The 13442-nt window shown below is 66.4% G+C and carries 14 protein-coding genes; 6 read left to right on the top strand and 8 right to left on the bottom strand.

From position 1 onward, the window contains the following. Positions 1–423, bottom strand: a complete 423-nt coding sequence (locus NCS00_RS13750; protein WP_250440291.1) for a hypothetical protein — start codon at positions 421–423, stop codon at positions 1–3. Positions 424–882: 459 nt separating this feature from the next. On the opposite strand from NCS00_RS13750, the gene NCS00_RS13745 reads away from it, so the two are divergent. Beyond that, positions 883–1386 carry a hypothetical protein gene (locus NCS00_RS13745; protein ID WP_250440290.1) on the top strand — a complete coding sequence of 168 codons (504 nt, stop codon included), beginning with the start codon at positions 883–885 and terminating at the stop codon, positions 1384–1386. Between the two features lie 6 nt (positions 1387–1392). Here the strand turns inward: NCS00_RS13745 and NCS00_RS13740 are convergent, their stop codons facing one another. The 6 genes from NCS00_RS13740 to fliF form a co-directional block, all read right to left on the bottom strand. Continuing rightward, entirely contained in the window at positions 1393–2754 is a 1362-nt protein-coding gene (locus tag NCS00_RS13740; protein ID WP_250440289.1) for a flagellar hook-length control protein FliK, read from the bottom strand. A gap of 30 nt (positions 2755–2784) precedes the next feature. Beyond that, a complete protein-coding gene (gene fliJ, locus NCS00_RS13735; RefSeq protein ID WP_008352578.1) occupies positions 2785–3240 on the bottom strand; it encodes a flagellar export protein FliJ in 456 nt (151 codons plus the stop codon). 65 nt (positions 3241–3305) lie between these two features. After that, positions 3306–4829 (bottom strand): flagellar protein export ATPase FliI, encoded by a 1524-nt coding sequence (gene fliI / locus NCS00_RS13730; RefSeq protein ID WP_008352580.1) that lies wholly within the window; start codon positions 4827–4829, stop codon positions 3306–3308. After that, complete coding sequence (gene fliH / locus NCS00_RS13725) at positions 4823–5497, bottom strand: flagellar assembly protein FliH (RefSeq protein ID WP_008352582.1); 675 nt, start codon at positions 5495–5497, stop codon at positions 4823–4825. The genes fliI and fliH overlap by 7 nt, the downstream gene beginning before the upstream one ends. Beyond that, the gene (gene fliG / locus NCS00_RS13720; protein ID WP_008352584.1) at positions 5490–6485 is read right to left on the bottom strand and encodes a flagellar motor switch protein FliG; all 996 of its coding nucleotides are present in this window, start codon (positions 6483–6485) and stop codon (positions 5490–5492) included. Before fliG ends, fliH begins: the two co-directional genes overlap by 8 nt. Beyond that, a complete protein-coding gene (fliF, locus tag NCS00_RS13715; protein ID WP_008352586.1) occupies positions 6475–8271 on the bottom strand; it encodes a flagellar basal-body MS-ring/collar protein FliF in 1797 nt (598 codons plus the stop codon). Before fliF ends, fliG begins: the two co-directional genes overlap by 11 nt. A gap of 271 nt (positions 8272–8542) precedes the next feature. On the opposite strand from fliF, the gene fliE reads away from it, so the two are divergent. The 5 genes from fliE to NCS00_RS13690 all read left to right on the top strand — a co-directional run bounded on the left by fliE (position 8543) and on the right by NCS00_RS13690 (position 11619). Then, a complete protein-coding gene (gene fliE / locus NCS00_RS13710; protein WP_008352588.1) occupies positions 8543–8917 on the top strand; it encodes a flagellar hook-basal body complex protein FliE in 375 nt (124 codons plus the stop codon). Between the two features lie 242 nt (positions 8918–9159). Then, entirely contained in the window at positions 9160–9579 is a 420-nt protein-coding gene (gene fliS / locus NCS00_RS13705) for a flagellar export chaperone FliS (RefSeq protein ID WP_033536660.1), read from the top strand. 29 nt (positions 9580–9608) lie between these two features. After that, entirely contained in the window at positions 9609–9938 is a 330-nt protein-coding gene (locus NCS00_RS13700; protein ID WP_033536661.1) for a flagellar protein FliT, read from the top strand. Positions 9939–9991: 53 nt separating this feature from the next. Further along, complete coding sequence (fliK, locus tag NCS00_RS13695) at positions 9992–11308, top strand: flagellar hook-length control protein FliK (RefSeq protein ID WP_008352594.1); 1317 nt, start codon at positions 9992–9994, stop codon at positions 11306–11308. Further along, a complete protein-coding gene (locus tag NCS00_RS13690; protein ID WP_239295503.1) occupies positions 11305–11619 on the top strand; it encodes an EscU/YscU/HrcU family type III secretion system export apparatus switch protein in 315 nt (104 codons plus the stop codon). The genes fliK and NCS00_RS13690 overlap by 4 nt, the downstream gene beginning before the upstream one ends. Positions 11620–11626: 7 nt before the next feature. Here the strand turns inward: NCS00_RS13690 and NCS00_RS13685 are convergent, their stop codons facing one another. Then, the gene (locus NCS00_RS13685; protein WP_250440288.1) at positions 11627–13333 is read right to left on the bottom strand and encodes an isovaleryl-CoA dehydrogenase; all 1707 of its coding nucleotides are present in this window, start codon (positions 13331–13333) and stop codon (positions 11627–11629) included. Between the last annotated feature and the right edge of the window lie 109 nt (positions 13334–13442).

Genomic DNA, 13442 nt, shown 5'->3' with positions numbered 1-13442 from the left:
TCATGTGGTTGTTGTTGTAAGAAATGCGCGCGCGGGCCACGTCGGCCTCAGAACTTCGCGCCGAACTGGAGATAGACGCTTTGAATGCCGCCCGGCGCGATCGCGTAGCCGAGATACGCCGGGCCAAGCGGTCGTCGCGCCGACGAACACGCTGAGGCTCTCCTTCAGATCGCCCATGCGAAGTGCGCTGCGCTCGAACGTTGCGTTGCCGGCTTCGGCCATCGTGCCGAGATACACGTCGTTCACCGCCGTTCCGTTCGGCGACGCCACGCGAAACTGGTACGTCTGCTGGCTGTAGAACACGTAGTTCCCGGAGAACTGATTGACGCCATACGCCGCCAGATGTCGGAAGCCGCCGAGCGAGAACAGCAGGAAATTGGATCCCCAGCTCTTTTCCGCCGGGTTCACGCGCGGGCGGTTCACGCCGTCCTCGTGGACGAATTCGTGCGAGACGCTCTTGAAGTAGCCGCTCGTTTCGAGGCGCGCGAGGCGTTCGTTGATTTCGTGCGCGTCGTAGGCATCGCCTTCGTTGAGATCCAGCGCCCGCCGGACATAGTCGCAAAACCAGCGCGATCCGCGGCCGGGACTTGGGCGCGGCGTCGATTACGGGCGATGACGAACCTTGAGCGAAGGCGTCGGAAAAAGGGACGTGCAGGCAGAAAGCCAGCAGCAGTGAAACGAATGCGCGCATGACAAAGCGTCGCGCATGTTGCTGCGCGGCGGCAAAGGAGACGAGTCGCGCAGATTCTAGGAGCGCCCTTCAGACCGCCATCAGAGGAATACTAAATGTTGCACTCATGCTGTGTTCTGTCTCAGGACGATGCCGAGACTTTGAGAAAAGTCCGCCAATTGGGAGAACGCTGATCGTCGTTTGAGTCGCGATTGACTGGCCTCGGCCGGTTTCCATCTGGCGAGCGCCGCGTCGATCTGGCCGCCTTCGGGCGTCGCGATGGCGGCTCTCATGCTGACGCGCCGTGCGGCTGGCCTGCGGTCATCGGCGGACTCGCCGGCGCGCAGACGCTCGTCGGCGTGCTGCATCGGAGGAGCGTGCTGCACGCGCTTTTCGCCGCGCTTCTGCTCATCGCCGCACCCGCGATCGCGCTCGGCATCGTCGTGCGTTTCACGCACGTCCCGCTGCGCGGCCTCTATCTCCTGCGCGCGCTGCTTTTTGCGGCGCTCGTCTCCAGCGTGCTCGCGTGCGGCATCGACATCACGTCGGCGTCGTCGCATGTGCTCGACTTCCCGATGAACGCGCCGCTGCGCGGCGTCGCGCATTTCGTCGGCATGTTCGTCACCACGCCGGTGGCCTTTCAACGGACGATGCCCCCGGCATTACATCGTCGTCGTCGAGCGCCTGCGCGCCGAATGTGCGGCGTGAGGCGCTGAGAAGGATCAGGCGAACGTATCGACGAGTCCGACCGTGCGTCGCACGGGCACGTTGATACTCGCCGCAACGGAATCGTCGGCGCTCACCCCGCCCAGGCCACCGATTCCGCCCGACGCACGGCCGCCGCCACCCGATCCCGAGCGGCCGTCACCGCTTTGTTGCTGCGACTGGCGCGTGAAGCCATCGGCGATGGACGCGCTTCCGAGACTGATGCCGTTCGCTTCCATCGCTTCGCGCAGCTTCGGCATCGCGGCTTCGATCGCTTCGCGCACCTGCGCATGCTGCGACACGAACAGCGCGTGCGCGTGGTTATCGGAGACCTGCAGCGTCACCTGCAACGGCCCGAGATCTTTCGGATTCAGCGTCAATTCCGCGCTTTGCTGATCCGCCTTCGACAGAAACACGACCTTCTGACTGAACGCGTCGTCCCAGCCGGAGCCGCCAACGTGCGGTGCGATCGCGGCGCTGGTCGCCGATGCCATCGCGCCCTGCGGACTCGACACCGCCGAACCCGCCGATGCCGTCTGCATCGCGACCGCGTGCGCGGCCGCGTCGGCGGCTTGCTTGTAGGCGGCGGTCGCGGCGTCGGCGGATATCGCCGGCGCGGTTTGCGCGGATGCGAGCGCGGCTGCGTCGACAGCCTTGTCGCCGGCCTTCGCATTCGCCGTCAGCCCGGGCAGGCTCGCGCCCTTTCCGCCTTTCGCGAAGAGGCCGCCCTGATCGTCGCCTTTCCCGCCCTCGCGCGCCGTCCCGACCGAACCGTTCGCCGCGGCATTCGCGGGCTGCGTGTTGTTCATCGAGGCGAGCGCGGCGGCCAGCGCGTCCTGCGCCGACTTCGCATCGCTGCTCTTGTGCGTCGTGTCCGTCGCTTTGTCGTCGCCGGTCGATGCGGTCGTCGTGACGAGCGATGCAGCGTCGGCGGCATCGGCGAGCGCGGACTCGGTATCGTCCGAGTCGGCGTCGGCTTCGTTCGCGGCGTCCGCGCGGGCTTTCGCTTGCGCAGCGGCGGCCGCATCCGATGACGAGCCCGACGCCGGCTTCGACGCGTCGGCCGTATTCGTCTTGTCCGCAGGCTTCGATGCCTCTTTCGGCGCGTCCGTCTCGTCGGGCTTCGCGGCGGCCTGAGCATCGGATGCGTCGTCGCTCTTCGATGCGTCGTCGGAAGGCTTCGGCGCGTCGTGCACGCTCGATGTGTCGGCGGACGAATCCGCGAACGCCTGAGCCGCTTGTGCGTCGGCGTTGGCGCGGTCGGTGATGCCCTGGAGCGTCTTGCCGAACGACGCGCCGGCGCTCGCCGCGCGCTGCGCCGCGGAGTTGCCCGATGACGTGGCGCCGGAAAGCGCGCCGAGAAGAGAAACGGAGGACATGCTGAGCCTCTGGAAATATCGATGAATGGATTACGACGAAGCCCGCTCGGCGCGCATGCGCAGCACCTTGGCGGCGTGTTCGTCGGATTCGCGCTGCTCGACGCGCGCGGCCTTCTTCGCGAGGATCGCCTCGCCGCGTGCGGCCAGCACTTCGTAGCTGCCGAGCTTCTGTTTCTTGAGACGCCAGTCGGGTTTCGCCGCCTCGATGCGCTGATCGGCCATCAGGAGCAGCGTGCGCTGCTGCGCGATGGCGCTGTCGAGCGTATCGACGAAAGCCTGGAAATTGCGCAGCGTCTGCGCCGTCGTGCCTTGCTGCGCCGACGCCGTGAAACGCGCGTGATACTCGTCGCGATACGTCACGAGCGCGTTCAGTTGCGTTTCGATCTCGTTGCGTTCCTGCTGAAGCTTGCCGAGCTTCTTCGTGGCGTTATCGAGTTCCTCTTCGGCGAGTTCGATGAGGGTGTTGATCGGCAGATTCTTCGACATGGCGTGGCGGTCCCGTAAGGTCTTTGTGCTTTCTTGTGACGAATGCTTCGGATACTAGTCGAAAACTATTCGAACAGTTGATTCAACATCGCGATGCTCGGCTCGAACGGCGCCTCTTCGCGAAAGCCTTGCTGCAAAAACGACTCCATGCGCGGATACAGCGCGATGGCGCGGTCGAGCAACTGGTCGCGTCCGCTCGAATACGCGCCCACGTTGATGAGATCCTTGTTGCGCTGATAGCGCGACAGCATCTGCTTGAAGAGACGCACGCGTTCGAGATGCTTGTCGTCGATGATCGACGTCATCACGCGGCTGATCGACTGCTCGATGTCGATCGCCGGATAGTGCCCGGCTTCCGCGAGCGAGCGGTTCAGCACGATATGGCCGTCCAGAATCGCGCGCGCCGAGTCGGCGATCGGATCCTGCTGATCGTCGCCTTCGGTGAGCACGGTGTAGAACGCCGTGATCGAGCCGCCGCCTTCGGGACCATTGCCGGTGCGCTCGACGAGCGCCGGCAGCTTCGCGAACACCGACGGCGGATAGCCTTTGGTCGCGGGCGGCTCGCCGATGGCGAGCGCGATCTCGCGCTGGGCCATCGCGTAACGCGTGAGCGAATCCATCAGCATCAGGACGTGCTTGCCCTGATCGCGGAAATATTCGGCGAGCGAGGTCGTGTACGCGGCGGCCTGCATCCGCAGCACCGGCGACACGTCGGCAGGCGCGGCCACGACGACCGAGCGCGCGAGTCCGTCCTCGCCCAGAATCTGCTCGATGAATTCCTTCACTTCGCGGCCACGTTCGCCGATCAGCCCGATCACGATGACTTCCGCGCTCGTGTAGCGCGCCATCGTGCCGAGCAGAACCGACTTGCCGACGCCCGAACCCGCGAACAGGCCCATGCGCTGGCCGCGTCCGACCGTCAGCAGCGAGTTGATCGCGCGCACGCCGACGTCGAGCACCTTGTGGATCGGCTCGCGATTCAGCGGATTGATGACCGGACCCGCCAGCGGCGCATCGACCTTGGCGCCGAGCGGGCCGAGCCCGTCGAGCGGACGGCCGGACGCGTCGACCACGCGGCCGAGCATTTCCCAGCCGACCGGCAGACGCTTCGCGCCAGCCATCGGATCGTTGATCGGCGCGCTTTCCAGCGGATACACGCGCGCGCCCGGCAACAGGCCGGCGACTTCGGTCGTCGGCATGAGAAAGAGCTTGTCGCCCGCGAAACCGACGACTTCGGCTTCGGCGGTCGGAATCGCGCTGCCCGGCGGCAGCTCGATGATGCATTCGGAGCCGACGCCCATCTTCAGGCCGACCGCTTCGAGCACGAGACCGGCGGCGCGCGTGAGACGTCCGCAGGGACGCAGCGGCTTCGCGATCGCATTGCGCGAGCGCAGCGCGTCGAGCTTGTCGCGCCACGTGTCGATGTGCGGATTGCCCGCGATACCGGCCAGTTCGGCGATGGTGCGCGCGGCGAGTTCGTCGGGCGATTCGTCTTCCGCGCGCTCTTCGGCGAGCGGGCCGAACGACGCGCGCGCGAGTTCCTGTTCGAGTTCGCTCAGACCGTCCTGCGTGATCCGTTGATTTACCACGGCTTGCTTCTCCCCAACGCGGCCACGACGCGCTCCCAGCGCGACACGTTGGTCGCATCGATTTCACCGGTTGCGGCGTGCGCCTTGCAGCCGCCGCGCTCGACTTCCGGATCGGGCCGCACGGTCCAGCCGGCGGCTTCGAGTTCGTCCTTCAGATACGCATCGACGATAGCCATGTCGGCCGGATTGACGATGAGCGTCGGTGCGCCGCACAACTCCGGCTCGGACGCGATGACTTCGCGCGCCACGGCGACGAGCGCCGTCGGATCGAGTGCGAGATGCTGGCGCACGACCTGCTGCGCGATATCGACCGCGAGTTCCGCGAGCGATTCCGCGATGGCCGCATCGGCGGCTTGCAGGGCGGTCTTGAACGCATCGGCGATCTCGGCGAGACGCGCGGCCTGCGCGAGCGCTTCCTTGCGGCCGTCCTCGAAACCCTTCGCCTGACCTTGCTCGTAACCCGCCTGATACCCAAGCGCCTGCCCCGCGACGTGCCCCTTCGCGAGACCTTGCTGATACGCGTCGTCCTCGACGCGGCGCAGGTGCGCTTCGAGCGCGGCCTGTTCCGCCGCGCTGTTGTCGACCTTGATCTCGACGGGATCGAACGACGCCATTTCCCAGCGCTGATACGCCGAGACCGGAGCCTTTTGCGCGCGGGTGTTAGACATATGCGTCCTCGGCCTTGCCGCCTAACTGGATCTGACCGTTTTCCGCGAGATTGCGGACGATCTGCAGAATCTTGCGCTGCTGCTGCTCGACTTCCGACACGCGCACCGGACCGCGCGAATCGAGGTCTTCGGCGAGCAGTTCGGCCGCGCGCTGCGACATGTTCGACAGGAACTTCTGGCGCAGCGCCGGCTGCGCGCCCTTGAGCGACACGATCAGCGTTTCCGATTCCACTTCCTTCAGCAGAAGCTGGATCGCGCGGTCTTCCAGATCGAGCAGGTTCTCGAACACGAACATCTGGTCGATGATCTTCTGCGCGAGCTCCGCGTCGTATTCGCGCACGTTCGCGATGACGCCTTCTTCGTGATTGCTCGACATGAAGTTGAGAATCTCGGCCGCCGTGCGGATGCCGCCCATCGGCGCGCGCTTCAGGTTGTCGCTGCCGGAGAGCAGCGTCGTCAGCACGTCGTCGAGTTCGCGCAGCGCGGCGGGCTGGATGCCGTCGAGCGTCGCGATGCGCAGGAGCACGTCGTTGCGCAGGCGGTCGGACAACAGCGACACGATTTCCGACGCCTGATCGCGGTCCAGGTGAACGAGGATCGTCGCGATGATCTGCGGATGCTCGTTCTTGATGAGTTCCGCGACCGCGCCCGAGTCCATCCACTTCAGGCCTTCGATGCCGCTCGTATCGCTGCCCTGCAGGATACGGTCGATCAGCGCGCCGGCCTTGGTTTCGCCGAGCGCCTTCGTCAGCACGGAGCGGATGTACTCGCTCGAATCCAGCGAAAGCGCCGTGTGCTGCTCGGCTTCGCTCACGAATTCGGTCAGCACGTTGTCGAGCTGCTCGCGCGTCACGTTTTTCAGGGCCGCCATCGTCGCGCCGATCTTCTGCACCTCGCGCGGGGCGAGATACTTGAAAACTTCGGCGGCTTCTTCCTCGCCGATCGACATCAGGAGGAGAGCGGCTTTATTCAGGCCTTCAGCGTTCATCGGACACCCAGTTCTTTACGACCGTCGCAACGATTCTCGGATCCTGACGCGCGACCATGCGCGCGTAGTCGAGATTGCGGTCGAATTTGGCTTTCTTGCTTTCATGACCGAGGAGACTCACCTCGGCATCCTTGTCTTCGTCTTCCAGCTTCGCCGTGCCGCCGCCGTCGAGCGACGGGCCGTCGAGCAGCGAGAGTTCGTCCGGTACGGCGAGCGTCGGCGCGGCTTCGGGCGGCGGCGGGAAGGCGCGCTTCATCGCCGGCTTCACCATGCTGAAGTACAGGAACAGACCGACGATGCCGATGCCCAGATACTTCGCCGCCTGAATGCCCATGCCGATCGATTCCGGCGTCTTCCACCACGGCACGTCGGGCGTCGCGTTCAGATCGGCGGAGAACGCGCTGTTCACGACGTTCACCGAGTCGCCGCGCTTGTCGTCGAAGCCCATCGCGTCCTTCACGAGCTGCTGGACCTGCGCGAGTTTGTCGGCGGCAAGCGGCGTCATCGTGACGTTGCCCTTCGCATCGACCTTCTTCTCGTAGTTCACGACCACCGCCACCGACAGACGCTTGATCCCCCCCGTCGCCTGCTCGTAGTGACGCACGGTGCGATCGACTTCGTAGTTCGTCGTCGTGTCCTTGCGCTGATTCTGCGGACCCGTTTTCGCCGATGCGCCCGCCGCGCCCGATGCCGCTGCGTCGACCGGCGCGGATGCCGGCTGCGGCGGCTGGTTCGACAGCGCGCCCGGCACGCCGCCGATGCTGCTGCCGCCGGATTCGCTCGACTCGCTCGACTGCTGGCTGCGGATCGCCGTGTTCTGCGGGTTCCCGTTCGGGCCGTAGCTTTCGGCGGTTTGCTCGAGCTTCGAGAAGTCGATGTCGGCGCTGACCTGCGAACGCGCGTTGCCGGCGCCGAAGAGCGGCGCGAGGATCGCGTCGATGCGCTTTTGCGTGTTGTGCTCGATCTGCTGCACATACTTCAGTTGCGATGCGTCGAGGCCGTTCGCGGCGTTCTGGCTCGTCAGCAGGTTGCCGTCCTGATCGACGATGTTCACGTTCTTGACCGGCATGTCCGCGACGCCGGACGCCACCATGTGCGTAATCGCCACCACCTGGCCTTCGTCGAGCACGCGGCCGGGGTACAGATTGACCATCACGGAGGCGGTCGGCAGTTCCTTGTCGCGCACGAAGACGGAAGGCTTCGGAATCGCCAGATGCACGCGCGCCGACTTCACCGACGAAATCGAGCCGATCGTGCGCTCCAGCTCGCCTTCCAGCGCGCGCTGATAGTTGACCTGCTCGGCGAACTGGCTGATGCCGAACTTCTGGTTGTCCATCAGCTCGAAGCCGACCGAGCCGGCCTTCGGCAAGCCCTGGCTCGCGAGACGCAGACGCGTTTCGTGCACCTGCTCGGCCGGCACGAGAATGGCGCCGCCGCCGTCGGAGAGCTTGTACGGAATGTTGCCCTGCTGGAGCGCGGCAACGATTGCGCCGCCGTCCCGGTCGGACAGATTGGAAAAGAGCACGCGATAGTCCGGCTGGCGCGACCACATGACGAGGCCCGCGACCACCATCACCAGAATCGCGACGGCCACGATGAGCGGCACGCGCGGATTCGAGCGGAACTGGTTGAGCATCGGCATGCGCTGCGCGAAGCCGCCGAAGTCGGCTCCCGCGCCGCCCGCGAGGCTCGCGCCGGCGGTGGCCGTTCCGGCTGCGCCCGGCTGTGCGCCCGCCAGGCCCATTCTGGCGTCGGGCGTGATGAGTGAGTTGTTGGGCGTTTCCATTTAGCGTCGAAGCTCCGAATCCTGAGGTTCCCCTCCGCCGCTTCCCGCTTCCATGTAAGCGGCGGTGGAGGACTTTTCACGATGGGGATTATCCGCAGAAGATTGCAAGTCGATTCGGCGAATAGAGCGGGGTTTTCCCCGTTCTTCCCGCGCTTTGAAAAACCGCCGGCTGCTAATCTTTTTCGTACTCGGCGAACCTCCGCAAATGCGGGCCGGGCATCGGGTCTCCGCCACGAGCGGCACCCGTTATTTCCTGTCATCCGGAGTCAACATGAACTTTCCGATCAATCCGCTTTCCTCGGCTATGTCGGCCATTCAGTCGATGGCGTCGCAAGCCGCCGGCGGCACCGGCGCCGCAAACGCCGCGTCCGTCGCGTCGGGCGCCGTCATGGGGCAGAGCGGGACATCGGGCGCGGCGAGCGCCGGCAGCTTCGCCGACGCGCTGAAATCGTCCATCGACAAGATCAGCGACAACCAGAACAAGGCACTCGGCGAGGCGCACGCATTCGAAATCGGCGCGCCGAACGTGTCGCTCAACGACGTGATGGTCGACATGCAGAAGGCGAACGTCGGCCTGCAGTTCGGCCTGCAGGTGCGCAACAAGCTCGTGTCGGCCTACAACGACATCATGCAGATCTCCGTCTGACGGTCTTCACACGATCCGTCCCTCGATCCTCGCGATTGCTCTAGAGCCTTGAGTCCTAAAGCTTTGCCGCGTTTTTCCGATAACCCCGGTAACGGCACGGCGAACGATGGTTCGCCCGCTTGAGGCGGGCGGCACGCTCGTCTCTCACCGGTTTTACCGGACCCACACGGATCAGGACGAGCGGCACGGCGTCCGCTTGAAGCCCGCGCACGCTGCGGCATCGCATAAGGAGAACCCGAGAGATGTATTCCCCAGGACACGCAGGAGCCAGCGCCTACGCACGCGTGGGCGTTCAGACAGGGGTGATCGGAGCGAGCCCGCACAGGCTGATCGTGATGCTGTATCAAGGCGCGCGTCAGGCGATCGCGCAGGCGCGCATGCATCTGCAGCAGAACAACGTCGGCGCGCGCGGCGCGGCGATCGGCAAGGCCATCAGCATCATCGAGAGCGGATTGCAGCAGGCGCTCAACAAGGATGCGGGCGGCGAGATCGCGCAACGGCTGGACGCGCTGTACACGTATATGACGCGCCGGCTGCTCGAGGCGAACATCAAGCAGAACGAGTCGATGCTCGTCGAAGTCGACGGCCTGCTCGCGACGCTGGAAGAAGCCTGGGTCGGAATTGGACAGGAAGTGGCGCAAATGACCGCCGTGCCCGCATGACGGGTATGAGCGTCGACTGCCTCGAAAGAATGAAGACGACACAAGAATATTTCGCCCACTACGAGGCCATTGCGGCGGTTTCCGGTCAGATGCTGGTGGCCGCGCGCGGTGGCGAATGGAGCGAGCTGAAGGCGTTGCAGGGCACCTATCGCGAGCTGGTCGACCGCCTGAAGGAAGTCGATACCGGTTCGGATCTCGACGAAACCGCCCGCGCACGCAAGCTGGACCTCGTGAAGAAGATTCTCGCCGACGACGCCGCGATCCGCGATCTGACCTCGCCGAGTCTCGCGCGCCTGTCCGCGCTCTTCACGGTCAACAGCCCGGCCCGCGTACTGAAGAAAATGATCGGACTGCGCTAGCCGCGGTTCCGCGCCCGCCGGACGATCCGGCCGGCGCTTACGAGGATGTGGGCATGACTGGACTCGATTCTGCGATCGCATCGTTGCTCGCCAGCCGCACCGAGCTCCTGATGTCCGCGATTCGCGCGCCGGGCGGCGTGAGCGGCAGCGGCGTGACGGGCACGAGCGTCGGGCAGACGACGCAGCCGGACATGCCGCAGACCGTCGGCGCGCCCGCCGTGGCGGCGGGACCGGCGGCGTCGGCGCAAACCGAGCTTTCCAGCGTCGCGCGCACGCTCGACGTGATTTCGCGCTTCGGCGGGGCGACGCCCGCGCTGACTGGCGACGCCCCGCTCTGGCCGACGCCGCCGCGCCCCGCGAGCGCCTTCGCCGCGCTCACGACCGGCCTCTTCGATACCGCTTTCTCCTCCAATGCCGCCGCCGTGGCGGCCGCGCGCGCCGCGACGCAGAATCTGCCGCCGCTGCCCGCCGCCGCGCTGGCGACGGCGCTCGCAAGGACCGTCGGCGAAAGCGGGCTTTTCTACGAATCGCATCTGGTGCAATGGCTCGCGGGCCAGCGCAGCGCGGCGTCGCTCGGCAACGAACCGCAGGCGCGCGTCGATGCCCGTTCGATGTCCCTGCCGTTCGAGCTCGCCAACGCCGTCACGCCGGCCGACACCGGCCTCGACGATGCCCGCGCGCCGCAGCTCGCGCCCGATCTGCCCGATTTCCACGGCCGCCCGATCGCGACGCCGCAGACGCCGCAGCAGGCGGCCGCGCTCGCGGCGTCGGTGCGCGATGCGTCGCCGTCCGAGCTCTCGAATTCGCAGAACGGAACCGCGAACGGTGCCAACGCGCAGACGGCGCAACCGAGCCGGCACGAATCGGCGCTGCAGGCGTCGCTCGCGGCGGGCATCCATCCGGCGACGCTCAATGTCGTGCGTCAGCAACTCGACGTGCTCGCGAACGAGCAATTCCGCTGGCAGGGCGAGGCGTGGCCCGGCACGCGCTTCGAGTGGGAAGTCGCCCGCGAACCGCGCGATCAGCGCGCTTCCGACGACGCCGCCGACGAACGCGCCTGGCGCACGCGCATCACGCTGTCGCTGCCCGCGCTCGGCACCGTCGACGCCGAACTGGTGCTGTCGGGCGACAAACTCGTCACGCGCATCAAGGCGGGCGACGCGGGCGCGCGCCGTCTCGCCGCCGACGGCGCCGCGTTCGCGCGTCAGCTCGAAGCGGCGGGCATCGCGCTCGCGTCGCTGTCCGTGCGTTCGATGGACGGCACGACCGATCTCGCGCTTTCCGGCGACAAGACCGCCGCGAAAAAGCCGGTGCGCTCGCCGCTCGAACATCTGTTCCACCCGCCGCACGGCGATGGGAGTGAAACATGAGCGGCCCGGATCATCCGCCGTACACGCGCAGGCAGGCGACGGCGCTCGCCTACGACGCGGGCAATCGCGAGGCGACGCCGCGCGTCGTCGCGAAGGGCTACGGCATCGTCGCGGACATGATCGTGCAGCGCGCGAAGGAAGCGGGGCTGTACGTGCACGAATCGCCGGAAATGGTGTCGCTGCTGATGCAGGTCGATCTCGACGCGCACATTCCGCCCGCCTTGTATCAGGCGGTCGCGGAATTGCTGTCGTGGGTGTATCGGCTGGAGAACGAGGAGCCGTTGAGGGAAGCGGGGCGGGCGATCCGCTGACGCTTTCTCAGGCGGCGAACGCCCGCGTGACGATCGCCGCGTGATCGAAGCGTCCGGGCAGCGTGCCGTACACGCGCCCGTTTTCGCCGCGCGCGTCGCCAAGACGCGATTCGATGAACGCATCGGCGACATCCTGCGGCGCGTGCCGCGCGAGCAGCACGCCCTGCGCGCACAACGTCAATTGCTGCGCGATGCGCCGGGCCGACGCTTCTCGGATCGACGGATCGTCCGTCAGCATCGCAATCAGCGACGACAGCGCGCCCGCCAGCGCCGGATGCGCGCCCGCCGTCGTCTTCCAGTCGTCGATGAGCGCGTGCGCGGCGTCCTGCTCGCGCTCGAACGCGCGCAGGACGTCGAGGCACATCACGTTGCCCGAGCCTTCCCAGATCGAATTGACCGGCGCCTCGCGATAGAAACGCGCCATCGGCCCGGTTTCGACATAGCCGTTGCCGCCCCAGACTTCCATCGCTTCGCCGGTGAATTCGAGCGCGCGCTTGCAGACCCAGAATTTCGCGGCGGGCGTGACGATGCGCCGCCACGCGCGTTCGGCGAGCGCTCCGCCTGGCGCGGCGCTCTGCTCGAACGCGCCCGCGAGCCGCATGAATAGCACCGTCGCGGCTTCGGATTCGAGCGCGAGATCGGCGAGCACGTTGCGCATCAGCGGCTGATCGACGAGATGCGCGCCGAACGCGCTGCGCTGCCGCGCGTGATGAATCGCCTGGACGAGCGCCGCGCGCATCAGCGCCGCACTGCCGATCACGCAATCGAGCCGCGTGAAATTCGCCATCTCGATGATGGTCGGCACGCCGCGTCCCTCTTCGCCGATCATCACGCCGTAAGCATCGAGAAACTCCACTTCGCTGCTCGCGTTCGAGCGGTTGCCGAGCTTGTCCTTCAGGCGCTGGATCTGGACCGCGTTCTTGCGGCCGTCCGGCGCGAAACGCGGCACGTAGAAGCACGACAGGCCGCCTTCGTCGGCGGTGCGCGCGAGCACGAGATGCGCGTCGCATTGCGGCGCGGAGAAGAACCACTTGTGACCGACCAGCCGATAAGCGCCTCCGCGTCCCGTCGCGCCGTTTCTGTCGATGGCGTGCGCGCGCGTGCGGTTGCTGCGCACGTCGGAGCCGCCCTGTTTCTCGGTCATGCCCATGCCGATCATCATCGAATGCTTGCCGGCTTCGAGCGGAATGTCGCGCGGATCGTGTTCGCGCGAAAGCAGCGCATGCGAAACGCGCGCGAACAGGTCGGGTTCGTTGCGCAGAACGGGGATGCTCGCGAAGGTCATCGTGATCGGGCACAGCGAGCCCGATTCGAGCTGGCCGTGCAGATAGTAGCCGGCGCAGCGCGCGGCCATCGATCCGGCGCGCGCGGACGGCTCGAACGGCATCGCGTGCAATCCCTCATGGCGCAGCCGCCGCACCAGTTCATGCCACGCCGGATGAAACGCGATGGCGTCGATGCGCTCGCCGCGCGGACTGTGCGTCGCGAGTTCGGGCTCGTGGCGGTTGGCGAGCTCGGCCAGCGCGACGACGTCCGGCTGCGTCAGCGCCATCCCGTCGCGCGAAAGCGTCTGCACATGCCAATGCGCGCCTTCGCGTCCGACGGCGGCGACGAGCGCCGGATCGAAGGCGAACGCGTCATAGCCGACGAGCGGCGAGGCCTGATTCGTGACGTCGTGGGTTTGCCCGAACGGGCGATCGGCGGGATCGGACATCGTCGCTCTCCTTCTGCGGTGATTCGTCGCTGTCGGACGCGCGCAACAGCGCTTTCGGCGGATCGGCCGTCCGGGCGTCATCTCGAATTCAGGAATCATAGGCCGCGCA

Source organism: Caballeronia sp. AZ1_KS37, from assembly GCF_023631165.1.
Classification (GTDB): Bacteria; Pseudomonadota; Gammaproteobacteria; order Burkholderiales; family Burkholderiaceae; genus Caballeronia; species Caballeronia zhejiangensis.
This window is presented reverse-complemented; position numbering and strand designations above follow the sequence as displayed.